This is a genomic window from Cyanobium sp. Lug-B, assembly GCF_024345635.1.
Taxonomy (GTDB): Bacteria; Cyanobacteriota; Cyanobacteriia; order PCC-6307; family Cyanobiaceae; genus Cyanobium; species Cyanobium minutissimum.
The window spans coordinates 1-25,601 of sequence record NZ_JAGQBM010000047.1 but is presented as its reverse complement, the minus strand read 5'-3'; the positions used below and the strand labels follow the sequence as shown (position 1 = coordinate 25,601).

The following is a 25,601-nucleotide window of genomic DNA, read 5'->3' as shown; positions in this document are numbered from 1 at the left end:
GGCCCCCGACGAGCGCCGCTGGCAGCTGCTGGCGGCCTGCCCGGAGGCCGCCAGGGCCGGACTGGGGGATGTGCTCGCCGGCTACGCGGCGGGGCGGGGGGCCCTGGCCCTGGCCGCCATCGGGCAGGGGGGAACGCCAGGGGCCGATGCCGTCTGGCTGGCGGCCGCCGCCCTCGACCATGCCCTGGCGGGTGTCCGGAGCCATCGCCGGCACGGGGCCGGGGGCGTCACGCCCCTGGCGGTGGCCAAGGCCCTGGAGAATCCGGAGCCATTGGAATAGGGCGGAGCCGCCACTTCCCCATCGGGCGACTCTGATGGATTCCTCAGACCGGCAACAGAAGAATTAGCCCTTTGCTCATCCAATCAAAGCCCATTGCTAAAGAAGTCCGATTGTGTGCGGGTTCACATCTCATTCCTTAAAAGTTGTTCCAGACACTTTCTGCCCCTGCCGGTGGGTGGATAATCCGTTCACACTTTCGAAGGCGCCATTACGCCCCCTCCTATGACCGTCTCCGCCATTGCGACGAGAAGGGAGGGCTCCACCCGCAGAGGGAGTGATTCCATCACCTGGTACCTCACCTCCATCGGCAGAGAGCCTCTGTTGACCCCGGCTGAGGAGATCGAGCTCGGCAACCAGGTGCAGGCGATGATGCACCTGGTGGAAGAATCAAAAGCCGGATACTCCATCCAGGAGAACAAGACGATCAAGATCGGCCGTCGCTCCAAGGAGCGCATGATGCGCGCCAATCTTCGGCTCGTGGTGAGCGTGGCCAAGAAGTATCAGGGCAAGGGGCTCGAACTGCTCGATCTGATCCAGGAAGGTTCCCTCGGCCTCGAGCGTGCCGTCGAAAAGTTCGACCCCACCCGGGGCTACAAGTTCTCCACCTATGCCTTCTGGTGGATCCGCCAGAGCATGACCCGGGCCATCGCCTGCCAGTCCCGGGCCATCCGCCTGCCGGTTCACCTCAGTGAACGGCTGACGACCGTGCGCAAGGTGAGCCTGGAGCTGGCCCACAAGCTCGGCGCCATGCCCAGCCGCCGTGAGATCTCCGAGGCCATGGCCATCCCCGTCGAGGAGCTTGATTCCCTGCTGCGCCAGGCCCTCACCATCTCCAGCCTGGATGCTCCCATCCATGCGGAGGACGGCCGCAGCTTCCTGGGGGACCTCATCGCCGATGGTTCCGCCGAGGAGCCGCTGGATCGCATCGAGCGGGGCATGCACCAGGAGCAGCTGGCGGAGCTCATGGGCCACCTCTCCGCCCAGGAGAAGGAGGTGCTGGCCCTCCGCTTCGGCCTCGACGGCATGGAGCGCCACACCCTGGCCGAGATCGGCCGGCAGCTGGACGTCTCGCGGGAGCGGGTGCGGCAGATTGAACTCAAGGCCCTGCGCAAGCTGCGCAGCCTCTCGACCCGGTCGGCCGTTCCCCTGGCCTGATCGGCAGGGGGGGCTCCTCAGCCCCGGCCCCCTCCGGCCAAAAGCCGTTTCAACCAGCCCTTGGCCTGGAGCCCGGCGATCTTCACTCGGCTCTCCCCCTTGAGGCCGCGATCGCGGCGGATCTGGATCGGAGCATCGCCGACCCTCTCCCAGTCCGGCAGCCAGCAATTGTCGGTGCGGGGAAACCAGAACTCGAACACGGATGTTGTCGAGATGGGCAGCAACTTACCCAGGATCGAGTAGATCGACTGATCATGGCGGTGCTCCTGGAACCCCTCCAGGTTGGGGGAACGGGACGGGCGATCATCGATCATCGAGAAGTCCTCGCTGAACACCCTGATCCAGTGCCGCATGAAGTCCATGGCGGCGGGGCACTTGCGCACGAAGAAGGTGGTGGCCCCCAGCTGCTGGCTGCCGGTGATCTCGGGCCGGTCCCGCACCGCCAGGCGGTCGAGCAGATCACCTTTGGTCCACTTGGCCTCCCCCTGATCGGGAAACTGACGGCCCTCGTAGATGAGGGAACCATTGGGGGGCAGACATTCGAAACCCTGCAGCCCCGAAGGGGCTTCCGCTGCCATCGCAAAGAACTCCAGCAGGCGCTGCCGTCCCGCCGGGTTGAGATGACAGCCGGAATCGATCCAGTGCACAAGATCACCGTCCTGCAGACGCTCAAGGGTCTGAAGAACGATCTGGGGTTTCCAGGCGTAGTAGCCGAATCCCCGGTGCTCCGGCGTCAGATAATCCTTGAACTGCTGGCGAAAGGCAGGATCGAGATCCAACTCCGAGGCGCCGACGATGTCTGTATACACGCCCATATCCTTCGCCTGACGACATAATCGCCGGCGGGCCACTTTCATGCGGTGATCCGTGAAAGTGACAAGGACGCGTTTGGTCATCAGACCGCTGCCATTGCTGCCATCGTTGCGTTCAGTCGTCGGCCCAGATGTAGCGGGTAAGTTCGCTGCCATCGGGCTCTGGTGCGGCGAGGGCGAACTCGACGCAATCGGCCACCACGGCGTCGATCTCCCTGTCGATCTCCTTGAGTTCCTCGGCCGTGGCCAGGCCCTGATCGATCAGTCGGGCCGCCAGCTGCTTGATCGGATCCCGCTTGGCCCAGAACTCCTTCTCCGCCGCTTCGCGGAGTTCGTCGGGATCCGCCAGGGAATGGCCGCGGAAGCGGTAGGTGAGACATTCCAGCAGGGTGGGACCCTCTCCGGCCCGGGCCCGGGCGATCGCCCGCTGGGCCGCCGCCCGCACGGCCAGCACGTCCATGCCGTCGACCTCCTCGCCGACCATGCCGAAGCCGGCCGCCTTGCGCCAGATCTCCGGCTCGCTGGTGGCCCGGTTGTGGTCCATGCCGATGGCCCAGCGGTTGTTCTCGACCACGAACAGGATCGGCAGTTTCCACAACGCCGCCATGTTGAGGCATTCGTAGAACTGGCCGATGTTGCAGGTGCCGTCCCCGAAGAAGGCGGCCGTGACCGCATCGCTGTCAGCCTGGCCGAGGGCGTCACGCTTGTAGCGGCTGGTGAAGGCCGCCCCCAGGGCCACCGGGATGCCCTCGCCGATGAACGCATAGCCGCCGAGGAGATGGTGCTCCCGGGAGAAGAGGTGCATCGAGCCGCCCCGTCCCTTGCTGCAGCCGGTGGCCTTGCCGAACAGTTCGCTCATCACCTCCCGGGCCGGCACACCACAGCTCAGGGCATGGACGTGGTCGCGGTAGGTGCTGCAGAACCAGTCGTGCTGGAGGCGCATCGCCCGGATCACACCGGTGGAGACGGCCTCCTGACCGTTGTACAGATGCACGAAGCCGAACATCTTGCCGCGGTAGTACATCTCGGCGCACTTGTCCTCGAAGCGGCGCCCCAGCGTCATGTCGCGGTAGAGCATCAGGCCCTCGTCCCGGCTGACACTGGCCCGCTCGGCCGGGTACAGGCCCTCGAGCCGCACCGCATGGCTGCCGGCCTCCTCGGACGACGAGCTGGCGCCCACGGTGCCGGGCTGCGCTGCCCGCGCCGCGGTCAGTTCCTGAGTCATGGCAGGACGGCGTTGCGATTCGTGGCCATGACTGTACGGGGTCCGTTCCCTGATGACAGTCAAAACCACTGCCTCTGACTACAGTCGCGCCCCAGCGGCCTCATCGGATTGGACCTGCCGATCGATCACTTCCGGTTGCTGGGTGTCTCTCCCTCCGCCGATGCCCAGGGGGTCCTGCGCACGCTTCAGTCGCGGCTGGACCGGGTGCCCCACGGGGGGTTCACCCAGGAAACGCTGCAGGCGCGGGCTGACCTGCTCCGCGCCAGTGCCGATCTGCTCTGCGACCACGATCGACGCGCCGCCTACGAAGCGGAACTGACAGGCCTGGCCGACACCGGCGGTTCCCTGCAGCCGGCCCTGGAAATCGCCACCACCCGCCAGGTGGGAGGTCTGCTGCTGCTGATGGAGGGGGGCCAGCCCCTGGAGACGTTTGAGCTGGCCAGCCGCTGCCTGCAGCTGCCCCAGGCGCCCACCCTCGGCAGTGGCCGCGAAACCGATCTGACGCTCCTGGCGGGACTGTCCTGCCTGGAGGCCGCCCGGGAGCTGGAGGAGCAGCGTCGTTTTGAAGCCGCCGCCCGCACCCTGCGGCAGGGGCTGCAGCTCCTGCAGCGTCTCGGCCGGCAGCCCGAGCTCAGGGAAACCATGAACGCCCGGCTGGAGCGGCTCACCCCCTACCGGGTGCTCGATCTGCTCAGCCGGGATCTGGTCGCCGGCGCCGAACGGCGTGAGGGGCTGGCGCTGCTGGAGCAGCTGGTGCAGCGGCGCGGGGGCCTCGAAGGAGACGGGGATCCCCATTTCCCCCGCGAGGACTTCCAGACCTTCTTCCACCAGATCCGCTCCTTCCTCACCGTCCAGGAGCAGGTGGATCTGTTCAGCCGCTGGGCCGCCAGCGGCTCCGAGGCCGCCGACTTCCTGGCCACGATCGCCCTGACCGCCTCCGGCTTCGCCCAGCGCAAGCCCGAACGCATCGCCGACGCCCGGAGCCGCCTGCAACGCAGCGGACGGGAGGGCGTCGAGCCCTTGCTCGCCAACCTGCACCTGCTGCTGGGGGAGGCCGACACGGCGCGGGTCTGCTTCGACAGCGGCGCCAGCCAGGAGCTCAAGGCCTGGGCGGCCGGCAAGAGTGACGATCCCCTCGGCCAGCTCTGCGCCTACTGCAGTGACTGGCTGGTGCGGGACGTGCTGCCCGGCTACCGGGACCTGGAGGCCGAACCGGATCTGGTGGCCTACTTCAGCGATCGCGACGTGGTGGCCTACGTGGAGCGGGAGGACCAGCGCCGGGGCCGCGCCTACCTCTCGGCACCGGCCGCACCGGCCGCGGCGGCCCCTCCCCCGTTCCCAAGCTTCGAGACACCCGGTTTTCCTGCCGCCGAGCCCTTCGCGTCCGGCGCCTCGGTCCTGGAGGGCTTCGCCCCCCTGCCGCCGCCCGGCCCCGGAACGGATCCCGACGACGACGGGGATCTGGATGACGACGTGCCCCTGCGCTGGCCCGTGCCCCCCCGGCCCTGGCTGCTGGCGGGCGGCGCCGCCCTGCTGCTGCTCCTGGCCGGCGCCTGGGTGCTGCGGCAGCGCCAGAGCGCGCCCCCGCCGCCACCACCGGCTCCGCTGCCGGCTCCGCCCGCCAAGCCCCCAGCCGCCCCGGCGCCCTCCCCAGGGCCGGCGATCGGCCAGAGCCTGACGCCCCTCACCAGCCCCCGACCCGATGCGGCCCAGGTCCGGAGGCTTCTGGAGGACTGGCTGACGATCAAGGCTGAGGTGCTGGCCGGTGAGCCCGTGCCCCGGGGCCTGGATCGCATTGCCCGGGAAGCACCGGTGGGCCTGCTCATCAGGGAGCGCCGCAGCGATGCCGCCCGTGGCCAGACCCAGCGGCTGGACGTGCGGATCACCGATCTGACCCTCGCGGAAAGCGGGCCCCGCCGCATCGTCGCCGTCGCTCGGCTGCGCTACAGCGACCGGCGTCTCGATGCGAACGGCAAGGTGGTGGAGACCACCGCGCCGCTGGAGCTGCGCAATGGTTATGTATTCGGGCGCGACGGCGACAGCTGGCGCCTGGTGGCCACCCAATCCCTCAACTGATGTTCGACGAACTCTCCCAGCGCTTTGAAGACGCGGTCAAGGGACTGCGGGGCCAGGCGGCCATCTCGGAGACGAACGTCGATGGCGCTCTCCGCGATGTGAGGCGGGCGCTGCTGGAGGCCGATGTGAGCCTGCCGGTGGTGAAGGAGTTCATCGACGAGGTGCGGCGCAAGGCCGTCGGCGCCGAGGTGGTGCGCGGAGTGAGCCCGGACCAGCAGTTCATCCAGCTGGTGCACGCCCAGCTCGTCGAGACCATGGGCGGCGCCAACGCCCCCCTGGCGCGGGCCGCGGAAGGGCCCACCGTGATCCTGATGGCCGGTCTGCAGGGGGCCGGCAAGACCACCGCCACCGCCAAGCTGGGCCTCCACCTCAAGGAGCAGGGGCGCCGTCCACTGCTGGTGGCCGCCGACGTCTACCGGCCGGCCGCCATCGACCAGCTCCAGACCCTGGGCCGCCAGATCGGCGTGGAGGTGTTCAGCCTCGGCAGTGACGCCAGCCCCGAGGCGATCGCCGCCGCCGGCGTGGCCAAGGGTCGGGACGAGGGCTTCGACACCGTCCTGGTGGACACCGCCGGCCGCCTCCAGATCGACACCTCGATGATGGAGGAGATGGTCCGCATCCGGGAGGCCTCGGCGCCGGATGAGGTGCTGCTGGTGGTGGATTCGATGATCGGCCAGGAGGCGGCCGACCTCACCAGAGCCTTCCACGCGCAGGTGGGCATCACCGGCGCCGTGCTCACCAAGCTGGACGGCGATTCCCGCGGCGGAGCCGCCCTCTCGATCCGCAAGGTCAGCGGCGCCCCGATCAAGTTCATCGGCACCGGCGAGAAGGTGGAGGCCCTGCAGCCGTTCCACCCCGAACGGATGGCCAGCCGGATCCTGGGCATGGGCGATGTGCTCACCCTGGTGGAGAAGGCCACCAAGGAGGTGGAGCTGGCCGATGTGGAGAAGATGCAGCGCAAGCTGCAGGAAGCCAGCTTCGATTTCTCCGATTTCGTGCAGCAGATGCGCCTGATCAAGCGCATGGGCTCCCTGGGCGGGCTGATGAAGCTGATCCCCGGCATGAACAAGATCGACGACGGCATGCTCCGCCAGGGGGAGAGCCAGCTCAAGCGCATCGAGGCCATGATCGGCTCGATGACCGAGGCCGAACGCCGCCAGCCCGAACTGCTGGCCGCCCAGCCCTCCCGCCGCCGCCGCATCGCCGCCGGCAGCGGCCACACCCCGGCGGACGTGGACAAGGTGCTCCAGGACTTCCAGAAGATGCGCGGCTTCATGCAGCAGATGACCCGCGGCGGGATGCCCGGCATGCCCGGGATGCCGGGCATGGGTGGCTTTCCCGGCATGCCGGGGATGGGCGGCATGCCGGGGATGCCTGGAATGGGGGGCATGCCGGGCATGGGGGGGCCCGGTGCCCGCGGCGGCGGCCAGCCCCGCAAGCCCCCCAAGCCGGCCAAGAAACGCAAGGGATTCGGCCAGCTCTGAGCCAGCCTGTAGGATTGGGGGCTGCATTTCGAGCACCCTTTTCCAGATGATCAAGCTCCGGCTGAAGCGGTTCGGCAAGAAACGGGAAGCGAGTTTCCGTCTGGTGGCCACCAACAGCACCTCCCGCCGCGACGGCCGTCCGCTTGAGGAACTGGGCTTCTACAACCCCCGCACCAAGGAAACCCGTCTCGACGCCGAGGCCATCCGCGTCCGCCTGGGTCAGGGTGCCCAGCCCACCGACACCGTGCGCAGCCTGCTCGAGAAAGGCGGCCTGATCGAGAAGACCACCCGGCCCGCCGAAACCGTCGGCAAGCTCCAGCAGGCCGCCGCCCGTGACGCCGCCGCTGCTGCCGCGGTGAAGGAAGCGGCCGCCGCCGCCGAAGCCGCCAAGGAAGCCGCCGCCAAGCAGGCCGCTGAGGCCGCTGAAGCAGCCGCCGCCGCTGCCGCCGAACCTGCCGCCGCCGAGGCCTGAGCGAGCTCTCCTCCACGTTCGCCCTGCCCGACAGCGCCGCCGCCATCGCCCTGGCCGGCACGGACGGAGCTTCACTGCGTCGTCTCGAAGCGCTGACGGGTGCCCAGATCGTCCTGCGGGGCCTCGATCTCCAGATCCGGGGCCGCACAGCCCAGGTGGAGCGGCTGCAGTCCCTCATCCAGCTCCTGGAGCCGCTGTGGCAACGGGGCGAGCCCATCGGACCGGTGGACATCCAGGCGGCCCTGACGGCCCTCGATACGGGGCGCTCCGACCAGCACCGCAGCATGGGGCTCCAGGTGCTGGCCACGAGCGTCACCGGCCGGCCCCTGCGTCCCCGCACCCTGCGTCAGAACAGTTACGTCGAGGCGATCGAACGCCACGACCTGACGCTGGCCATCGGACCCGCCGGCACCGGCAAGACCTTTCTGGCCACGATCCTGGCCGTGCGCATGCTGCAGGAGCGCAAGGTGGAGCGGCTGGTGCTGACCCGGCCGGCGGTGGAGGCCGGCGAGCGGCTGGGGTTCCTGCCCGGTGACCTGCAGCAGAAGGTGGATCCCTACCTGCGTCCCCTCTACGACGCTCTCCACGGCCTGCTGGGTCAGGAGCGCACCAGCCAGCTGCTGGAGAAAGGGGTGATCGAGGTGGCGCCCCTGGCCTTCATGCGCGGCCGCACCCTGGCCGATGCCTTCGTGATCCTCGATGAGGCCCAGAACACCACCTGCGCCCAGATGCGCATGGTGCTCACCCGGCTGGGGGAGAACTCGCGCATGGTCGTGACCGGTGACACCACCCAGATCGACCTGCCCCCGGGCCAGCTGAGCGGCCTGGTGGAGGCGGAGCAGGTGCTGGCCGGGGTCGAAGGGGTGGCGATCTGCCGCTTTTCCGACGCCGACGTGGTGCGCCACCCGCTGGTGCAGCGCCTGGTGCAGGCCTACGCCCGCCGCGATGCCCGCCCGCCGGTCCACCCAGCCAGGAAACGGGTCGATGGCACCCCCAGCCGATCGGACCCATGAACAGCGCCGAACGGCTGCGCATCCCGGCCCAGATCGCGCTGGCGGCCCTGGTGGCCTACTCCCTGGGCTTCTGGTTCACCAGCCTGTTTCCGGGCTACCTACCCAAGATCGGCGGCCTCTGGTCGGCGATCTCCGCCGTCGTCGTGACCCAGGTCACCCGCAAGGATGCGGCCTCCTCCGCCTCGCTGCGGATTCTGGGGTCGGCGATCGGCGCCATCACCAGCGCCGTTTACCTGACGCTGCTGCCCTTTCACCCCCTCGGCATGGCCGCGGCGATCTTCGCCACGGTGGTGATCTGTGCGGCCATCAACGTGCCCAGCCACGGCCGTCTGGCGGCGATCACGGTGATCGTCGTGATGGTCACCGGCAGCCTGGATCCGGCCCTGAGTCCGGGGGTGAATGCTCTGCTGCGCTTCCTGGAGTCCTGCATCGGCACGGGGGTCGCGCTGCTGGCGGTGTGGCTCTGGCCCGGGTCGAGCCGCCAGCCCGCAGGCGACGCCTGAGCGTGCCTCCAGGGCTGCGGTCCGCATGGGGAGATCCGAACCGGCGCCGCTGCCGCAACCCTGGGGCCGCTGGCAAGATGGACTGAGTTTGAAATGCCAGCGCCATGCCGGCCCGCAGCAATTTCCAGGAAGCGATCCGCGAAGCCCAGTCCAGCGCCCTGGTCGGACCCAACGTTGTCAACAAGGCCCTGCCCTATGTGGGCGGCGGCATGGTGCTCACCGCCGTCGGCGTGGTCGGTGGCCTCTCGATGATCGGCAACCCGATCTTCATGCCCCTGTTCTGGGTGTCGCTGATCGGCAACTTCATCCTCTTCTTCGTGGCGCAGAACGCGGCCATGAAGGGCAACAACGGCACCGCCCTTCCGATCCTGGCCACCTACAGCCTGATCACTGGCTTCACCCTGAGCGGCATCGTGGCGATGGCCATCGGCACCGCCGGCATCGGAGCGATCGGCACGGCGGCCCTGGCCACCGGCATCACGTTCGTGATCGCCTCGGTGGTGGGTCGCAACATGAGCGACAACCTCGGTCAGGCCCTCAGCGGGGTGGTGGGCCTCGGCATCGTCGGCCTGCTGATCGCCATGGTGGTGCAGCTGGTGGGAGGGATCTTCATTCCCGGTTTCGGCGGCAACGGTTTCGAGCTGATGATCGCCGGCTTCGGCACCGTGCTGTTCGTGGGTGCGGCCTTTGTCGACTTCTACACCATGCCCCGCACCTACAGCGACGACCAGTATCTGGCCGGCGCCCTGGGCATGTACCTCACCTACATCAACCTCTTCATCTTCATCCTGCGGCTGATCATCGCCCTTCAAGGTGGCGGTCGCCGCGACTGAGCTGCGATCCTTCTTCTCAGCCAACCTTGCCAAGGGCCTGTCCGTTGCGGATGGGTCCTTCTTTTTTGGCAGGGCAACGGCACCGCTCCGATCGATCCCCCGGCTCCCCCACGGACGGAGCCCAAGCGTCCGGCTAAGCTCCGACCGACTCCAGCCGAACGCCGCAGGCATGGCCCAGCCCCAGGGGCAACCCGCACACCAGCACGGCGGGTGCGGCCCCTTCACCCTTTGAACACAACGGAAACCCCATGACCAAGACGGCTCTGATCACCGGGATCACCGGCCAGGACGGTTCCTACCTGGCGGAGTTGCTCCTGGAGAAAGGCTATGTGGTGCATGGGATCAAGCGGCGGGCCAGCAGCTTCAACACCGACCGGATCGACCACCTCTACCAGGATCCCCACGAGCAGAATCCCCGCCTGGTTCTGCACTACGGCGATCTGACCGACTCCACCAATCTGATCAGGATCGTTCAACAGATCCAGCCGGACGAGATCTACAACCTCGGGGCCCAGAGCCACGTGGCCGTGAGTTTCGAAAGTCCCGAATACACCGCCAACTCCGATGCCCTGGGCACCCTGCGGATCCTCGAAGCCGTCCGCATCCTGGGGCTGACCGAAAAGACCCGCATCTATCAGGCCAGCACCAGCGAACTCTATGGACTGGTGCAGGAGATTCCCCAGAAGGAAACGACCCCGTTCTATCCACGCAGTCCCTACGGCGTGGCCAAGCTCTATGCCTACTGGATCACGGTCAACTACCGGGAGGCCTACGGCATGTACGCCTGCAACGGCATCCTCTTCAACCACGAAAGCCCCCGGCGGGGGGAGACCTTCGTCACCCGCAAGATCACCCGGGGCCTGGCCCGCATCGATGCCGGACTCGACCAGGGCCTGTTCATGGGCAACCTCGACTCTCTCCGGGACTGGGGGCACGCCCGGGACTACGTGGAGATGCAGTGGCGGATGCTGCAGCAGGAGCAACCCGAGGACTTCGTGATCGCCACGGGCCGGCAGGAATCGGTGCGCCGTTTCATCGAGCTCACCGCCGAGGAGCTCGGCTGGGGGGGGATCGACTGGAGCGGCAGCGGCGTCGAGGAGACGGGCGCCCGGCGTGACACCGGCGCCATCGTGGTGCGCATCGACCGACGCTACTTCCGGCCGGCGGAGGTGGAGACCCTGCTGGGGGATCCCACCCGGGCCCGGGAGCGGCTGGGCTGGACGCCCACCACCACCCTGGAGGAACTGGTGGCGGAGATGGTCGCCACCGACAAGGAGGAGGCCGCCAAGGAGGCCACCCTGCGGCGGGAGGGGTTCACCGTTGTCGGCTCGATGGAGAATCCCCCCCAGGTCGGGGTGAGCGCCGCCCCGTGAGCCGGCCCGCAAAACGCGGCTATGGTCAGGGCCGTGATCCGTTCCCGTCGAAGCGGACCTTCGCTGGAACGACGCCTTCTCCCGTGGTCCGCCACCCCGCCCGGCAGCGCGGGGGCCTGACGATTTCCCCATGCTGATCTCCACGAACGATCGGATCTTCATCGCCGGCCATCGCGGCATGGCCGGCTCGGCCATCGCCCGGCGCCTGGAGTCCGAAGGGCACAAGCACCTGCTCCGCGTCAGCCGCTCCGAGCTCGACCTCATGGACGGCCCCGCCGTGGCCGCCTGGTTCGCCGACCAGCGGCCCGAGGTGGTGGTGCTGGCGGCGGCGCGGGTGGGGGGCATTCTCGCCAACGCCACCTATCCGGCCGACTTCCTGCTCGACAATCTCAGGATCCAGCAGAACGTGATCGAGAGCGCCTGGCGGCACGGCACCCGGCGCCTGCTGTTCCTGGGCAGCAGCTGCATCTACCCCAAGCTGGCCGAGCAGCCGATCCGGGAGGAGGCCCTGCTCGGCGGGCCCCTGGAGCCCACCAACGAGTGGTACGCCATCGCCAAGATCACCGGCATCCAGCTGTGTCGCGCCCTGCGGCTGCAGCACGGCTTCGATGCCATCAGCCTGATGCCCACCAATCTCTACGGCCCGGGCGACAACTACCACCCCACCAACAGCCATGTGCTGCCCGGCCTGATCCGCCGCTTCCAGGAGGCCCGGGAATCCGGCGCCGAGGAGGTGGTCTGCTGGGGCAGCGGCAGCCCGCGGCGGGAGTTCCTCCACGTCGATGATCTGGCGGATGCGGCCCTGTTCTGCCTGCGCCACTGGCAGCCGGGCGCCGAGGAGCTCCAGCACCTCAATGTGGGAACGGGAACGGACGTGAGCATCAAGGAGCTGGCCACGATGGTGGCCGAGGCGGTCGGGTTCCGCGGACGCATCGCCTGGGACACCTCGAAGCCCGACGGCACCCCCCGCAAGCTCCTGGATGTGGGCCGCCTGGCCGCCCTGGGCTGGCGGGCGTCGATTCCCCTGCCGGACGGGCTGCGTCGCACGGTGGCGGAATTCGTCAGCGAGCGGGCCAGCGGCGCCGAGGTGCGGCTGTGAGGATCCTCGTCACCGGGGGCGCCGGCTACATCGGCAGCCATGCCGTCAGGGCCCTGACCCGTGCGGGACACCAGCCCGTGGTGCTCGACAACCTGGTCTATGGCCATGCCGACATCGTCGAGAAGACCCTGAAGGTGCCGCTGGTGCTGGGCCAGGTGGGCGACCGTGAGGTGCTCGAACCCCTGCTGCGCGGCCGCCATCCCGCCTTGGACGGCACCGCCCTGGAGGGCAAGCCGATCGAGGCGGTGCTCCATTTCGCCGCCTACGCCTATGTGGGCGAATCGGTGACCGATCCCGCCAAGTACTACCGCAACAACCTGGGCGACACCCTCACCCTGCTCGAGGCCCTGGTGGCCACCGAGCGGCCCCTGCCGATCGTGTTCTCCTCCACCTGCGCCACCTACGGCATTCCCCAGCAGGTGCCGATCACCGAGGACCACCCCCAGGCCCCGATCAATCCCTACGGCCGCAGCAAGTGGATGGTGGAGCAGCTGCTCACCGACTTCGCGGCGGCCTACGGCCTGCCCAGCGTGATCTTCCGCTACTTCAATGCCGCCGGTGCCGACCCCGACGGCGACCTGGGGGAGGACCACAACCCGGAGACCCACCTGATCCCCAGGGTGCTCGACACCATGAGCGGCCGGGAGCCCTACCTGCAGATCTTCGGCGACGACTACCCCACCCCGGACGGCACCTGCATCCGCGATTACATCCACGTGGCCGACCTGGCCGACGCCCACGTCCTGGGGCTGGAGCGGCTGCTGCGGTTGCGGGAACGGGAGGAGACCGAACGCCGACCGCTGATCTACAACCTCGGCAACGGCACCGGCTACTCGGTCCAGCAGGTGATCGAGACCGCCAAGGCCGTCACCGGTCGCGGCCTGCTGGCCCACGTGGCCAAACGCCGCGACGGTGACCCTCCCCAGCTGGTGGCCGGGGCCACCCGGGCCCACCAGGAACTGGGCTGGCGACCCCGCTTCCCGGAACTGGAAACGATCATCGAGCACGCCTGGGCCTGGCACCAGCGCCGTCACCAGGGCTGAGGGCGCCGGCCCCGGGCCAGGGCCTGGCCAGGGGCTCGCCGATGAAGACCCCCTGCCCGGGCATGGCCACACTGCGCCAGTAGCTCTCGATCAGGGTGTCACCCCGGAGGTAGTAGCTGAGCAGCAGGCCGGGATCGGGGAACTTGGCCGTGAAGTTGCAGGGTTCCACCACGGTGCCGTAACTGCCGGTGGCGCCGGCCTCGAGCCAGCGCAGCGCACTCATCTGGGGGCTGTCGGTCAGCTGCCCGCCGAAGGAGGTGAGGTGATCGGCGACGGCACCGGGCCGGAAGCGGTTGGTGCGCAGGCCCGCGGGGAAGGCCAGCCCCGTGACGTAGGCCATCACGTCCTGGGCTCCCACCAGGGTGTCGCCGAGGATGATCCGCACCCGCAGGCGGGAGCCGATGGCGGCCCTGACCCTGTCGTAACCGGCGGCCCGACGGTTGCGCCGCCGGTCGCCGGTGCTCAGGAGGTAGGCGGTCCCCGGCGGAGCGGTCCCGTCCGAGGCCACCCCCTGCTGGATCAGGCGCCGGGCCGCCGCCGCGCTGGTGGCGGCCAGCATCATGCTGGGCCGGATGCGCAGCTGATCCCAAGGGCGGCGCACGTCACCGCGGGCGAACAGGGGGCTGAGGGCCGTGGTGCGGCAACCGCTGGCGCAGAAGCGCGGGTCGAGGCCGAGGCTGAAGGCGCTGGTGATCGACTGGCAACCGACCCGGTACGGGGCCGCCCAGGCCAGCGCATAGACCTGGACATGGGACGGGGTGCGGCGGTCGACGCTGGCCTTGATGCGGCGGAACAGGGCAGGGTTCAGCTCGGCTTCCCCGGGTGCGAAGCGCACCCGGATCACCTGGTCCTGTGGGATCAGCCGGGCCGCCTGGTACTGCCGGCCGATGGTCTCGCTGAGGGGATCGGCGGCGTTGACGATGATCGCCAGATGGCGATGGTCGAGGGGGCCCAGGGAGGGCGGTGCGATGCCGGTGGAGCGGCCGTCAGCCCAGGGGCTGCCGCTGGCCGCCAGGGCCAGCGGCAGCAGCAGCGCAACCCCGATGGCCAGGCGGCGGCGCCACGCACGCCGTGGCCCGGCGCCGGTGGAAGCAGCCCCGCCCGGGGGTCCGGGAAGCGGAGGCCGTGGCGGGGGAGGGGCCATGGCGGAGGCGGCGAGGCCGGGGGCTTGGCCGACTGGGGCGGCTCCGAACCCGGATTGGACCTGGAAGCGAGGCAGAAAGCGAAGGCAGGGACGGCGCCGGTCGCGGGGCCGTCCCCCGTCCTGCCGTCCGTCGAGGGGCGATCGTAGGACCAGCCCAACGTCGTGCAGGTCCTTGGTGGCGGCCTAGATTTGAGACCACCGGCGTTCCTGTTGCCATCCCGATCCCCTGGTCCGCCGGGCTGGGCCAAGCCCCTGCTCCAACCTCCTGCCGTGTGACCCGGAGGCGGCTTTCCGACCGGAGACGGCAGGCCGCCCCAGCCCCGATTCCCCATCCGCCTGTTCCAGCATCCTTTTCGCCTCGCCGTTGATGCCGCTTCTCCATCGCATCGCCAGACGACTCCCCAGCCCCCTGCTTGCCCCCCTCACTGACCAGAGACCCGCTGCGCGTCTGATCCGGCATTCGGCGAAGAAGTACTGGAAACTTCTGGCCCTCAACTTCTCCACCAGCCTGGCCGCCAGCCTCAGCGAGGGCGCCACCCTCGGGATCATCTTTCTGTCGGTCAGCCTGATCAGCGCTCCCGAGAACAGTGACTGGACCAAGATGTCCTCTCTCGGCTCCCTCAGCCAGCTGCCCTGGCTGCAGGACTGGCTGAACAGTGCCCTCAGCACCCGCACCGGCCGCGACGGCCTCTTCGTGCTGCTCCTGGCGACCGCCGTGGCCCTGCAGGGCCTGATGGCGGCGACCAGCTACGTGAACAGCGTCAGCACCGCCGTGATGGGGGCCCGGATGGGCACCGAAATCACCGGCAAGCTGAACGATCGGGTCCTCTCCCTCACCTTCGGCTGCGCCAGCCGTTACCGGGTCGGTGACCTGCTCAATTACGTGGGCTCCGGGGGCAGCACCGTTCAGAAGGAGATCAGCCTGGCCAACGGGCTGTTGATGAACAGCCTGCAGCTGATCATCTACCTGGCCATCCTGGTGGCGATCTCCCCCTGGCTTCTGCTGGTGGCTTTTGCGATGGCCGCCGTGATGCAGACGGTCCAGAAGGTGCTGCTGCCGCGGATCCGCAGGAATTCACGGGAGCAGCAGAAGGTGGGCGTCGAGCTCTCCAGCCATCAGAACGAACAGATCCAGGGCCTGAGGCTGCTGCACAGCACCGGCCAGCTGGAAAGTTCGAGGAAGAAGCTCAAAGCGCTGCTCAATGAAAGCAGGCGGCTCTCGATCCGGCAGAGCAAGCTGTCCAACATCGTGCAGCCGATCTCCAACATGCTGCCGATCATTTCGATCGCCATCATCGCGGCGCTCAGCCTGATGGTGTTCAAGGACCGCAGCAGCGGTGTCCTGCCGAGCCTGGTGACGTTCATCATTGCCCTCCAGAGACTCAACCAGCGGGTCGGCAGTCTCACGGGTCTGGCCACCAGCTATGCCGCCAACAGCGCCAATGTGGAGCGGCTCAACCAGATCCTGCGCGACGACGACAAGGACTTCATCCGCACCGGCGGTGTGCCGTTCACGGCCCTGCGCGAGGCGATCCAGCTGGATGATGTCTCGTTGCGCTACAGCCCCGATCTGCCCCAGGCCCTCTCGTCCATCCAGCTCACGATCGGCCGCGGCCAGACGGTCGCCCTGGTCGGCTCCAGTGGCGCCGGCAAGAGCTCCATCGCCGATCTGCTGGTGGGCCTCTACGAGCCCACCGGCGGCCGGATCCTGGTCGACGGCGTCGACATCCGGACGATCAATCTGGCGAGCTGGCAGCAGCGCCTCGGGGTCGTCAGCCAGGACACCTTCCTGTTCAACGCCAGCATCGCCAGCAACATCGGCTTCGGCGTCGAGAACGCCTCCATGGAAGACATCAAGGCCGCGGCCGCCAAGGCCCAGGCCTCCCGCTTCATCGCGGATCTCCCCGAGGGCTTCGACACCAAGATCGGCGAACGGGGCTATCGGCTCAGCGGTGGCCAACGCCAGCGAATCTCCCTGGCCAGGGCGATTCTGCGCCGACCTGAACTGCTGATTCTCGATGAGGCCACCAGCGCCCTCGACAGCCAGAGCGAACGGCTGGTGCAACAGGCAATCGAACAGTTCGAGCGCCAGCACACCGTTCTGGTAATTGCCCACCGCCTCAGTACGATTGTCAATGCCGATGTGATCTGTGTCCTTTCCGAGGGAAGGATCGTGGAGCGGGGCCGCCACCATGAGCTGCTCGCCCAGGACGGTCAGTACGCAAAACTCTGGAGCGACCAATCCAAACATCCCCATCAGAAGCCGATGACGGCAGCCCCCGTCTGATGGTTTTCCCATTCCCCGGGGCGACCCTGCAGGAGCACGCATCTTTCCCATGATCATTGCCTGCACGATCGACAACAACTACATCCGGCACTGCGCCGTGATGCTGAAATCCCTGCAGCTCTCCAACCCAACAGAAAGCCTCAGTGTCTATATCCTCCACGGCGTCATCGATGCCGCGGAGCGAGCTCGATTGGCGGCCTACCTCGGTGAATTTCTCCCCTCGGTCTCCTTCCTGCAGCTGGATGAGCAGATGCTCGCGGGTTTTCCCGTCTTCGGTCATATCAGCCTGGCCACCTATTTCCGGCTGCTGCTGCCGGCGGCCCTTCCCCATGCCGTCGAGAAGGTCCTCTACCTGGATTCCGACCTGATCGTGGTCGACTCGCTGCGGGACCTCTGGGAGTCGTCACTGGAAGGGAACAGCATCGGCGCGGTGGAGGAACACAATCAGGACTTCGACCGCAACCGCCTCTGCCTGGCGGAGGGTTCCCTGGTCTTCAATGCCGGCGCCATGCTCATCGATCTGGGCCGCTGGCGCCGGGAGAACATCCTGGCCAACGGCCTGGAGTTCGCCCGCACCCATCCCGAGCGGATCAAGCACTGGGACCAGGACGTGCTCAACTCCCTGCTCGAGGCCCGCTGGCGTCCCCTCGACTGGCGCTGGAACGCCCTGCCCCACCTCTGGATGCACCCCGAGTACACCGCCGCCGACACCCCCCTGGGCCGGCAGGCGGAGCTGGCCCGGGCGAGCCCCGCCGTGATCCACTTCGCCGGCTCGGGCGTGGCCAAGCCCTGGCACCATCGCTGCACCCACCCCTGGCGCCAGCGCTACCTGGAGATCCGCCGTCAGACGCCCTGGGCGCACCTGCCCCTGGAGGGCACCCCCAGCGTTTCCCCGGGCGATCGCCTGGGCCGCCTGCGGTTCCGGGTCAAGCGAGCCGGCAAGGAGATGCTGGCCAGGCTGACTCCCCGCAGCCGATGACCATTCAGATCGGAGACCACCGGCTCACCTGCATCGGCTACGCCGACAGCACGGAGGCCGAGCTGCTGGGACGCTTCCTGCGCCAGGGAACCCGCGCCCTGGCCGAGTCCCAGGGGGAGTACGCCCTGGTGATCGAGACCGACGCCGGCGACGTGACGGTGGTCACCTCACCGGTGGGGGCGACCCACTACTACGTCCTGGAGCACGACGGCCGCCTCTTCCATGGCGACCGGGTGGCCGAGATCCTGCACCGCAGCGGCCTGGCCTGGCGCTGGAACTGGCAGGCCCTCGGCGATCTCTGCCAGCTGGAGAACCTGACCGACAACCAGACCCTCCACCCGGCGATCCGCCGGGTGCCCCCCGGCAGCATCCTCCACTTCACCGACGGCAGGGTCTCCCTCTCCTCCGTTGCAGTCCTCGACCGGATCCCGGCGGCACCCGCCGACCCCGACGCCGCCGTCGAGGCCCTCAACGCCGCGGTGCTGCGGCTGGCGGGCGAGAACCCCTATCTGTCCCTGTCGGGCGGGTTCGATTCGCGGGTGATCCTGGCGTCGATGCTGCGCCAGGGCCTGCGCCCCCATCTGATCACGATGGGACGGGAGGAGGCGACCGATGTGCAGGTGGCCCGCCGCATGGCCGAACGCTTCGACCTGCCCCACCAGCTGATCAGCCTGGAGCTCGACGACATCTTCGCCCACGCGTCCACCATCTCCAGCCTCACCAACGGCACCAAGACCGCCTGGCACTGGCACACCTTCCTTTATCCCCTCAAGGCGGCGATTCCGGCCGACGCCACCTTCTTCGTCGGCACCCTGGGGGAATTCGCCCGCTCCTACTACTTCGACCGCGGCTGGCTGGGCCGCTTCGCCTCCCTGGCCCCCGAGGTGGCCCTGGGCCGGTTCTGGGGCATGAAGCTGAACCGGCACCCCAGTTTCTCCGCCGATGAACTTCGGCATCTGGCCCCTGAACTCGCCGCCGAGCTGATGCCGGACGGCCGCCACCGGCGGGCCGCACGTCTGGCGGGCTTCTGCCGCGGCGGCTTCCTTGAAGGCCTCACCCGTTACTACTTCGAGCAGCGGGTGCCGAACTTCTACGCCAACGGCATCCGCATGTACCGGGCCTCCAGCGCCTGGCGCTCCCCGTTCCATGACCGCCGTTGGATCGAAGCGATCTGGAACCTTCCCGATGGCTGGAAGCTGGGCTCCAACTGGCACCGCCACGCCATCGCCCGCAACTGCCCGGAACTGCTGACATTCCCGGAGGAGAACGGTTTCGACCGCCGCCGCATGCTTCCCAAGGCGCCGCCCCTCTACTGGACGCCGCCGATGCGGCGGGCCCGCTACGTGAGCTACGACCTCAGCGCCGACTGGTACCGCGATCCGCGGATGCATGCCTTCCTGCGCGAGAACGCCGGACGGATCGACGACCTGGTGGATCCGGAGCTCGTCGGGCGGATCCTGGAGGCCCACCGCAGCGGCACCGACCGGACCCGGACCCTGGCCTTCCTGCTCACCCTGATCGTCTGGAAGCAGGTGATCGCCCCATGAGGGTGCTGTTCGTCTCCCACATGGCCACCCGCAGCGGGGCCCCGCTGCTGCTGCTCTGGCTGCTGCGCTGGCTGATGGCCCATGGGCGCGGCATCGAACCGGCGGTGGTGCTGCTCAGCGATGGGCCCCTGCGGCCCGATTTCGAGGCCCTGGCGCCCACCGAGGCCTGGAGCCGGCCCCTGTTCCAGCCCCTGCGCGAGCGGGTCGCCGCCCGGCTGGGGCGGGGGAGGGCCGGCAGTCCGGCCGAGCTGCTGGAGGCGGCGGTGCAGCGGCACCGACCGGAGCTGATCTACCTCAACACCCTGGTGCTGGGCCAGCACCTGAAGGGCCTGGGTGCCGATCCGGCCCGCCCGGCCTGCCTCAGCCATGTCCACGAACTGGAAACCACCCTGGCCACCATGAGCAGCCCGGAGGCGGTGGCCCGCCAGCTGGCCCTCTCCAGCGTCGTGGTGGCCTGTGCCGAGGGGGTGAGGCAATCCCTGCACAACCACCACGGCCTGCCCCTCAACCGCTGCACGGTGATTCCGGGCTTCCTTCCCTTCGCCGCCCCCGGGCAGGGGCCGCCCGCTCCGGCCCCCCTGGCGGAGGAGCCCGGACTGGAACCGGCCCTGGAGCCCCTGGAGTCGGCCCTGGCGGCGGGCACGTTCGTGTTCGGCTTCGCGGGCCAGGCGATCGCCCGCAAGGGTTTCGACCTCTTCCCGCTGCTGGTGCGGGAGTGTGAGCGGGTCTTCGCCGGCCAGCCCTTCCTGGCCGTCTGGCTCGGGGCCTCCCCGGGGCAGGAGGAGGTGATCGTGGCCCGCCGCGATCTGCAGCTGCTGGGTCTCGAGCACCGGGTCCTGCTGCTGCCGCCAAGGCCCTCCGCCATCGGCGTCATCGGTCGCTTCGCCGTCCACGGCCTGCTGTCGCGGGAGGACCCCTATCCCCTGGTGGCCCTCGAGGCCGCCGCCGCGGCCGTGCCCACCATCTGCTTCGACGGCGGGGGCGGCATCGTCGACTTCGTGGCCGACGGCTGCGGTCTGGCCGTCCCGTACCTCGACCTGGCAGCCTTCGCCACCGCCCTGCACCGGCTCAGCAACGACCCGGAGAGCCGGCGCCGGCTGGGGGAACGCAGCCGGGCCCGGGTGTGGCGGGAGTCCGGCATCGACGACGTGGCCCCCCGTCTGCTGGCCTGCATGGAACGGGCCGTCGCGGCCGGACCCCACCATGGCTGAGCCGCCCCTGCCCGCCAGCCGCCCCCTCTACGGCTGGAGCGCGGCCGACCCGCCCAGCGTGCCCGAACGGCTCAGCACGGACCCTGGCCGACCCCTGTTCTCGATCGTCATCCCCACCCTCAACCAGGGGGCCTTCATCGAGGACACCCTGCTGTCGATCCTCTGGCAGGGTTACGACAACGTCGAGATCATCGTCGTGGACGGCGGCAGCACCGACGACACCCCGGCGGTGCTGGAGCGCTACCGCCCCTGGATCTCGGTGCTGATCAGCGAGCCCGACCGGGGCCAGTCGGACGCCATCAACAAGGGCTTCCGCCGGGCCAGCGGATCGATCCTGGCCTGGCTGAACTCCGACGACCTCTATCTCCCCGGTGCCTTCCGCACCGTGCTGGAGGCCTTCGCCGCCCATCCCGACGGCCGCTGGGTGATCGGCAGCGGCGACATCATCAGCGCCGACCAGCAGTTCCTGCGCCACGTGCCCGCCCGGGAGGGATCGGAGCAGACCCTGCTGGCGATCGAGAACGACTGCTTCCTGCTGCAGCAGAGCTGCTTCTGGAGTGCCTCCCTCTGGCGGGAGGCCGGCGGGCAGGTGGACGAGTCCCTCAGCCTGCTGATGGACTACGACCTCTGGTGGCGCTTCTCCCGGCGCTGCACCGGCATCGTCACCCAGGAGAAACTGGGGGCCATGCGCTACTACGCCACCGTGAAGACCCGCCGCCAGGGGGAACGGTTTCCGGCCGAACTGGCCACCATCTACGCCCGCTACGGGGCGAGCGCCTCGCTGGATCGGCTGGTGCAGCGGCTGCTGGCGGAGAAGTCCGCCCTCGGCGAGCGGCTCTCGGCCCTGGAGCGCCAGCTGCCGGTGCGGCTGCTGCGTCGTCTGCGGCTGCTTCCCCGACCATGACGACACCCGAACTCTTCGTCGGCATCACCAGCTGGAACAGCGAGCTGTTCCTGCCCCACTGTCTGGAGGCCCTCCAGGCCACCACCCGGGGCCTGGAGACGCACGTCTGCGTGCTGGACAACGGCTCCACCGACCGATCCGTGGCCATCGCCCGGCAGCGGGGGGCCGAGGTGGTGCAGCGCCGCTGCAGCCAGCCGGAGGCGCTCAATGCCCTGCTGAATCGATCGCGCTCCCCCTACACCCTGCTGCTGCATGCGGACGTGATCCTGCTGGCACCGGACTGGTTCGCGCTGTGCCGCTCCCGGCTGGTGGAGGGGGTGGCGCTGGTGTCGCCGCAGGACATCGGCTGCGGACCGCTCACCCGCCCCTTCGGGGCCGGCATGCCGGAGAGCTCCTTCCTGCTGATGCACACCCGGCGGTTCCGCCGTTGCCGGCGCCTCCACTGGCGGCGCAAGGGGCGCCTGCCGCGGCCCCGCTACGAGGTCGACTTCCACGGCCCCCACATCACCCACCACCTGCCGCGGGAGCTCCAGCGCCAGAAGCTCGGCTGGGTGCCCATGGACGTCTACGTGTCCAACCGGGCCAGCGAACCGCTGTTCACGCCGGCCTCGCCACCGGCGGTCTGGAGCGACGAGCTGGCCTACCTGCGCTACGGCCTCGGCAACTTCTACGGCCTCGACGGCACGATCACCCATTACCACAACTGGTACGACCGGATCGCCGCCCGGGAAAAGAGTGAATCGGCACCGAACCCCGCGCGCAAGGATTTCCCGGTGGACTTCATCCGCTCCTACACAAACCGGCTGCTGGAGGACTACGGCGCCGGCCGGCTGGAGCTGCCCACCGACCTCAGCACCACCCGCACCCCCAGGGCCCTCTAGCCCACCGCTTCCTCCATGACCGGTCCCTCGTTGCCACGGCCGATCGCCGCCCACTTCCTGCTGGTGCCGGAGCTGCTGCACTCGCCCCCCAACGAGGCGATCATCTCCGCCCTGCTGGAGAGCGGCTACGACGTCCACGTCTTCGCCCCCGGGCCCTGCGGCAGCACCGCACCCTACGGGGAACGGGTCAGCACCCACCCTGTGGCCTATTCGATGCGCTGGTTGCTGGCCCAGGCCTGGCGCCCCCGCTGGCGGCGCTACGCCTGCTTCTCGGGCACCACCGAGGATCCGATCGCCGTGGTGGGAGTGCTGGCCCGCCTGCACCGCCGTCCCTCCTTCATCCTCGGGGACGAGATCCGCGCCGGCAGCTACCGGGGGCCCCGCTCGGAACGCTGGAAACGGCTGTGTCTGCAGGGCTACCGGCGGGCCCGCTTCACCATCGTCAACGACACCCACCGGGTGGATCTGGTGCGCGAGTACGCCGGCCTGCCGGCGGCCCAGCCGGTGCTGGTCTACCCGGGCTGTTTCCGCAACCCGCCGGAGCGGGATCCACGGCTGCGCCGGGAGCTCCGCCAGCGCTGGGGCCTGGCGCCGGACGCTCTCACCCTGGCCATCTCCGGGGGCTTCAACCTCACCGCCGGCGCCGACTGGCTGCTCGACGCCCTGCACGAGGATCCGGCCCTCTGCGCCGTGATCCAGCCCCTGGGGGTGGATCCCCTGGCCCTCTACCTGCTGCGGCGCCTGAGCCTGGGGGGCCGGCTCCACATCGAAACCGACCGGCTGTCCTGGCAGGAGGCGTGGCGATCGGCCGTGGGCTACGACATCGGCCTGGCCGTCTACACCAATCCGGCGCCCCAGTTCCAGGCCATGGGCGTCAGTTCCAACCGGCTGTGCATGTACCTGGCCATGGGGGTGCCGGTGATCTGCAGCCGCCAGGCCAGCTTCCAGTTCGTCGAGGACTTCGGCTGCGGCGTGATGGTCGACGATGGCGCCGGCTTCCTGGCGGCGGCCCATCACCTCGGCGCCGACCTGGAGGCCCGCCGGGAGGACTGTGCCCGCTGCTTCCACGACCACATCCGCCCCCGGGAGCGCTACCGCGGCCTGGTGGAGGCGATCGGCGCCCTGGGGCACGCCTGAGGGAGCACCCACCACCGCCACTATGACCCGCTCCTCCCTGAACCTGCGCCTCTACCTCGCCGCCCGTGCCGTGGTGCACGGCGGCCGGCGCCGCATCCCGCGGGTGCTGCTGCCGCCGCGGCGGCCCCTCGGCGATCGCTTCACGATCGCGATCACCACCTTCGAGGCCCGCTACGAGACCTATTTCCGTCCGCTGTACCGCTCCCTGCGGCGCACGTTCCCCGAAGTGCCGATCCTGGTGGCCGTCAACGGCCACGGCGACCCCGCCAGCCAGAGCCGCTACCTGGAGCGGCTCTGCGGGGAGCTGGCCAGCGGTGAACCGCCCCATCGCCGCTTCCTGCTGCATGAGCGGGTGGTGGGGCTCTGCCAGATGTGGAACGAACTGCTCCAGGCCAGCCCCACAGCCACCACCCTGGTGCTCAATGACGATCTGCGCATCGATCCCTACCTGCGGCGCTGGGCCGAGGCCATGGCCTGGGAATCGGTGGATCTCAGCCTGCTCAACAACACCTGGTCCCATTTCGCCATCGGCCGGCGCTGCTGGGAGCGCATCGGCGCCTTCGACCAGAGCTTCAGCGGCATCGGCTTCGAGGACATGGACTACACCGCCCGGGCGAGCCTGGCCGGGGTCGAGATCGCCGGGGTGGCCTGTCCCTACCTGCACCATGCGAACGACCAGCCCGCCACCACCTCCTTCGATGGCCAGTCGGAGCGCGTCTGGGGCAAGTACACCTCCGCCAACCAGGAGAGCTTCTTCCGCAAGTGGGAGCGCTGCCCAGCATCGGAGGGGATCTACATCCGCCAGCTCGGCCACCACGTGCGAGCCGTCGCCCCCCTGCCGCACCTGGCCGTGCCACCGTTGAAGGCCGACGGACCGGGGATCGTCCACCTGGATCGGACGCCATGAGGGTGCTGGTGCTCGCCCCCTCCGCCTACCTGCTCGGCGGCGTCCAGGACTGGCTGGCGAACCTGGTGCCGGGCCTGCGGGAGGGGGGGCTGGAGGTGACCGTGGCGGTGCCCGACGGGGATCACCACCGCCATGGCCCCTACGCCCGGGCCTACCCGGCCCTGGCGGCCGGGGCGATCGCCAACCCCAGCGGCAGCGCCGAAGGCCGGATCCGTGCGATCGCCGCCCTGCTGGAGCGGCTGGACCCGGATCTCGTGCTCGGCGTCAATCTCGTCGATCTGTACCCGGCGGCCCGGCGGGCCCGGCGCCGGGGGCGGTTCCATGGACGGGTGGTGATGACGCTGCATGCGCTCGAGGCGGAGTACTTCGACGACCTGCGCCGGCATGGCGCCGGCATCGACGCGGTGATCGCCACCAATCGCCTGGCCTGCCGGCTGGCGAGCGGGCGGGGCGGGATGGATCCGGCCCGGGTGCTCTACGCCCCCTACGGCGTGCCGGTGCCGCCCTGGCAACGCCCCGACGGCGATCCGGCCGCCACCCTGAAGCTGGCCTGGGTGGGCCGGCTGGAGCAGGCGCAGAAACGGGTGCACGATCTGCCGCCGCTGCTGGAGGCACTGCAGGCCCGGGGCATCGACGTCCGGCTCAGCATCGCCGGGGATGGCGAGGAGCGTCCGGCCCTGGAGCGGTCCCTGGCCCCCTGGATCGAACGGGGCCGCGTGCGGATGCTCGGCCATGTCGACCAGGGCCGGCTGGTGGCGGAGGTCTACGGCCATCACCATGCCCTGGTGATCACCTCCTCCTGGGAGACGGGCCCGATCGTGGCCTGGCAGGCCATGGCCAGCGGCATGGCGGTGGTGAGCAGCCGGTACGTGGGAGCGGGCCTGGAGGGGGCCCTGGAGCAGGACGCCACGGCCCTGCTGTTCCCCTGCGGGGATGCGGATGCCGCCGCCGGCGCACTGGCGCGGCTGCGGGATCCGGCCCTGCTGGAGCGGCTCTCCAGGGCCGGGCACGCCCTGGTGGCCCGTCGCTACAGCGGGGCGGCCTCCCTGGCCGCCTGGCGGCGGGCCCTTGATCAGGCGACGGCCCTGCCCCCCCTGCCCCAGGCCCCGGAGGAGCCGGCGCCAGCGCCCGCCGGACGGCTGGACCGCTGGCTGGGCCGCCAGCGGGGTGAGGACCTGCGCCGGCTGCTGGGGTTGCGCTTCCGCCACGGCAGCCCCGGCAGCGAGTGGCCCCATG

General features: G+C 69.4%; 22 protein-coding genes and 1 pseudogene. 20 read left to right on the top strand and 3 right to left on the bottom strand.

The features are described 5' to 3' along the window. A pseudogene (locus KBY81_RS11755) lies at positions 1-280 on the top strand (bifunctional ADP-dependent NAD(P)H-hydrate dehydratase/NAD(P)H-hydrate epimerase); the annotation flags it as partial. 222 nt (positions 281-502) lie between these two features. Further along, positions 503-1,435 (top strand): sigma-70 family RNA polymerase sigma factor, encoded by a 933-nt coding sequence (locus KBY81_RS11750; protein WP_106220730.1) that lies wholly within the window; start codon positions 503-505, stop codon positions 1,433-1,435. Positions 1,436-1,452: 17 nt separating this feature from the next. Here the strand turns inward: KBY81_RS11750 and KBY81_RS11745 are convergent, their stop codons facing one another. Together KBY81_RS11745 and pdhA are read right to left on the bottom strand one after the other, a co-directional pair. After that, positions 1,453-2,214: a hypothetical protein gene (locus tag KBY81_RS11745; RefSeq protein WP_181280085.1), complete on the bottom strand. Its 762-nt coding sequence runs from the start codon at positions 2,212-2,214 to the stop codon at positions 1,453-1,455. 148 nt (positions 2,215-2,362) lie between these two features. Further along, positions 2,363-3,472: a pyruvate dehydrogenase (acetyl-transferring) E1 component subunit alpha gene (gene pdhA, locus KBY81_RS11740; protein WP_106220728.1), complete on the bottom strand. Its 1,110-nt coding sequence runs from the start codon at positions 3,470-3,472 to the stop codon at positions 2,363-2,365. Positions 3,473-3,580: 108 nt separating this feature from the next. Between pdhA and KBY81_RS11735 the strand changes: the two genes are divergently transcribed. From KBY81_RS11735 to galE, 9 genes are all read left to right on the top strand, one after another. Beyond that, the gene (locus KBY81_RS11735) at positions 3,581-5,548 is read left to right on the top strand and encodes an ARC6/PARC6 family protein (RefSeq protein WP_254976570.1); all 1,968 of its coding nucleotides are present in this window, start codon (positions 3,581-3,583) and stop codon (positions 5,546-5,548) included. Continuing rightward, a complete protein-coding gene (gene ffh, locus KBY81_RS11730; RefSeq protein WP_254976569.1) occupies positions 5,548-7,032 on the top strand; it encodes a signal recognition particle protein in 1,485 nt (494 codons plus the stop codon). Before KBY81_RS11735 ends, ffh begins: the two co-directional genes overlap by 1 nt. A 46-nt stretch (positions 7,033-7,078) precedes the next feature. After that, positions 7,079-7,504, top strand: coding sequence for a 30S ribosomal protein S16 (rpsP, locus tag KBY81_RS11725; protein ID WP_106220725.1), 426 nt, complete (start codon positions 7,079-7,081; stop codon positions 7,502-7,504). Continuing rightward, entirely contained in the window at positions 7,501-8,517 is a 1,017-nt protein-coding gene (locus KBY81_RS11720) for a PhoH family protein (RefSeq protein ID WP_254976571.1), read from the top strand. Before rpsP ends, KBY81_RS11720 begins: the two co-directional genes overlap by 4 nt. Beyond that, on the top strand, positions 8,514-9,020 hold the full coding sequence (locus tag KBY81_RS11715; RefSeq protein ID WP_254976568.1) for an aromatic acid exporter family protein: 507 nt from the start codon (positions 8,514-8,516) through the stop codon (positions 9,018-9,020). The genes KBY81_RS11720 and KBY81_RS11715 overlap by 4 nt, the downstream gene beginning before the upstream one ends. A 104-nt stretch (positions 9,021-9,124) precedes the next feature. Further along, positions 9,125-9,853 (top strand): Bax inhibitor-1 family protein, encoded by a 729-nt coding sequence (locus tag KBY81_RS11710; RefSeq protein ID WP_106220722.1) that lies wholly within the window; start codon positions 9,125-9,127, stop codon positions 9,851-9,853. A 248-nt stretch (positions 9,854-10,101) separates the two neighbouring features. Continuing rightward, positions 10,102-11,226 carry a GDP-mannose 4,6-dehydratase gene (gene gmd / locus KBY81_RS11705; protein ID WP_254973282.1) on the top strand — a complete coding sequence of 375 codons (1,125 nt, stop codon included), beginning with the start codon at positions 10,102-10,104 and terminating at the stop codon, positions 11,224-11,226. Positions 11,227-11,356: 130 nt separating this feature from the next. After that, positions 11,357-12,325 (top strand): GDP-L-fucose synthase, encoded by a 969-nt coding sequence (locus KBY81_RS11700; protein ID WP_106220720.1) that lies wholly within the window; start codon positions 11,357-11,359, stop codon positions 12,323-12,325. Continuing rightward, positions 12,322-13,368, top strand: coding sequence for a UDP-glucose 4-epimerase GalE (gene galE, locus KBY81_RS11695; RefSeq protein ID WP_106220719.1), 1,047 nt, complete (start codon positions 12,322-12,324; stop codon positions 13,366-13,368). Before KBY81_RS11700 ends, galE begins: the two co-directional genes overlap by 4 nt. Here galE and KBY81_RS11690 read toward each other — a convergent pair. Then, a complete protein-coding gene (locus KBY81_RS11690; RefSeq protein ID WP_254976567.1) occupies positions 13,322-14,512 on the bottom strand; it encodes a TIGR03790 family protein in 1,191 nt (396 codons plus the stop codon). The two genes, galE and KBY81_RS11690, sit on opposite strands and share 47 nt — an antisense overlap. A 367-nt stretch (positions 14,513-14,879) precedes the next feature. Here KBY81_RS11690 and KBY81_RS11685 point away from each other — a divergent pair, with 367 nt between their 5' ends. The 9 genes from KBY81_RS11685 to KBY81_RS11645 all read left to right on the top strand — a co-directional run. Further along, positions 14,880-16,799: an ABC transporter ATP-binding protein gene (locus tag KBY81_RS11685; RefSeq protein ID WP_254976566.1), complete on the top strand. Its 1,920-nt coding sequence runs from the start codon at positions 14,880-14,882 to the stop codon at positions 16,797-16,799. Positions 16,800-16,848: 49 nt separating this feature from the next. Next, positions 16,849-17,778: a glycosyltransferase family 8 protein gene (locus tag KBY81_RS11680; protein ID WP_254976565.1), complete on the top strand. Its 930-nt coding sequence runs from the start codon at positions 16,849-16,851 to the stop codon at positions 17,776-17,778. Continuing rightward, positions 17,775-19,325, top strand: coding sequence for an asparagine synthase C-terminal domain-containing protein (locus KBY81_RS11675; protein ID WP_254976564.1), 1,551 nt, complete (start codon positions 17,775-17,777; stop codon positions 19,323-19,325). Before KBY81_RS11680 ends, KBY81_RS11675 begins: the two co-directional genes overlap by 4 nt. Then, complete coding sequence (locus KBY81_RS11670) at positions 19,322-20,536, top strand: glycosyltransferase (protein ID WP_254976563.1); 1,215 nt, start codon at positions 19,322-19,324, stop codon at positions 20,534-20,536. The genes KBY81_RS11675 and KBY81_RS11670 overlap by 4 nt, the downstream gene beginning before the upstream one ends. Beyond that, entirely contained in the window at positions 20,529-21,440 is a 912-nt protein-coding gene (locus KBY81_RS11665) for a glycosyltransferase family 2 protein (protein WP_254976562.1), read from the top strand. The genes KBY81_RS11670 and KBY81_RS11665 overlap by 8 nt, the downstream gene beginning before the upstream one ends. Further along, positions 21,437-22,321: a glycosyltransferase gene (locus KBY81_RS11660; RefSeq protein WP_106220714.1), complete on the top strand. Its 885-nt coding sequence runs from the start codon at positions 21,437-21,439 to the stop codon at positions 22,319-22,321. Before KBY81_RS11665 ends, KBY81_RS11660 begins: the two co-directional genes overlap by 4 nt. 15 nt (positions 22,322-22,336) lie before the next feature. Then, complete coding sequence (locus KBY81_RS16510; protein ID WP_261357228.1) at positions 22,337-23,458, top strand: hypothetical protein; 1,122 nt, start codon at positions 22,337-22,339, stop codon at positions 23,456-23,458. Positions 23,459-23,480: 22 nt separating this feature from the next. Further along, on the top strand, positions 23,481-24,365 hold the full coding sequence (locus tag KBY81_RS11650; RefSeq protein ID WP_261357227.1) for a glycosyltransferase family 2 protein: 885 nt from the start codon (positions 23,481-23,483) through the stop codon (positions 24,363-24,365). After that, positions 24,362-25,601: glycosyltransferase family 4 protein (locus tag KBY81_RS11645; RefSeq protein ID WP_254976560.1), on the top strand; the 1,240-nt coding region annotated here is incomplete at its 3' end. The genes KBY81_RS11650 and KBY81_RS11645, both read left to right, overlap by 4 nt.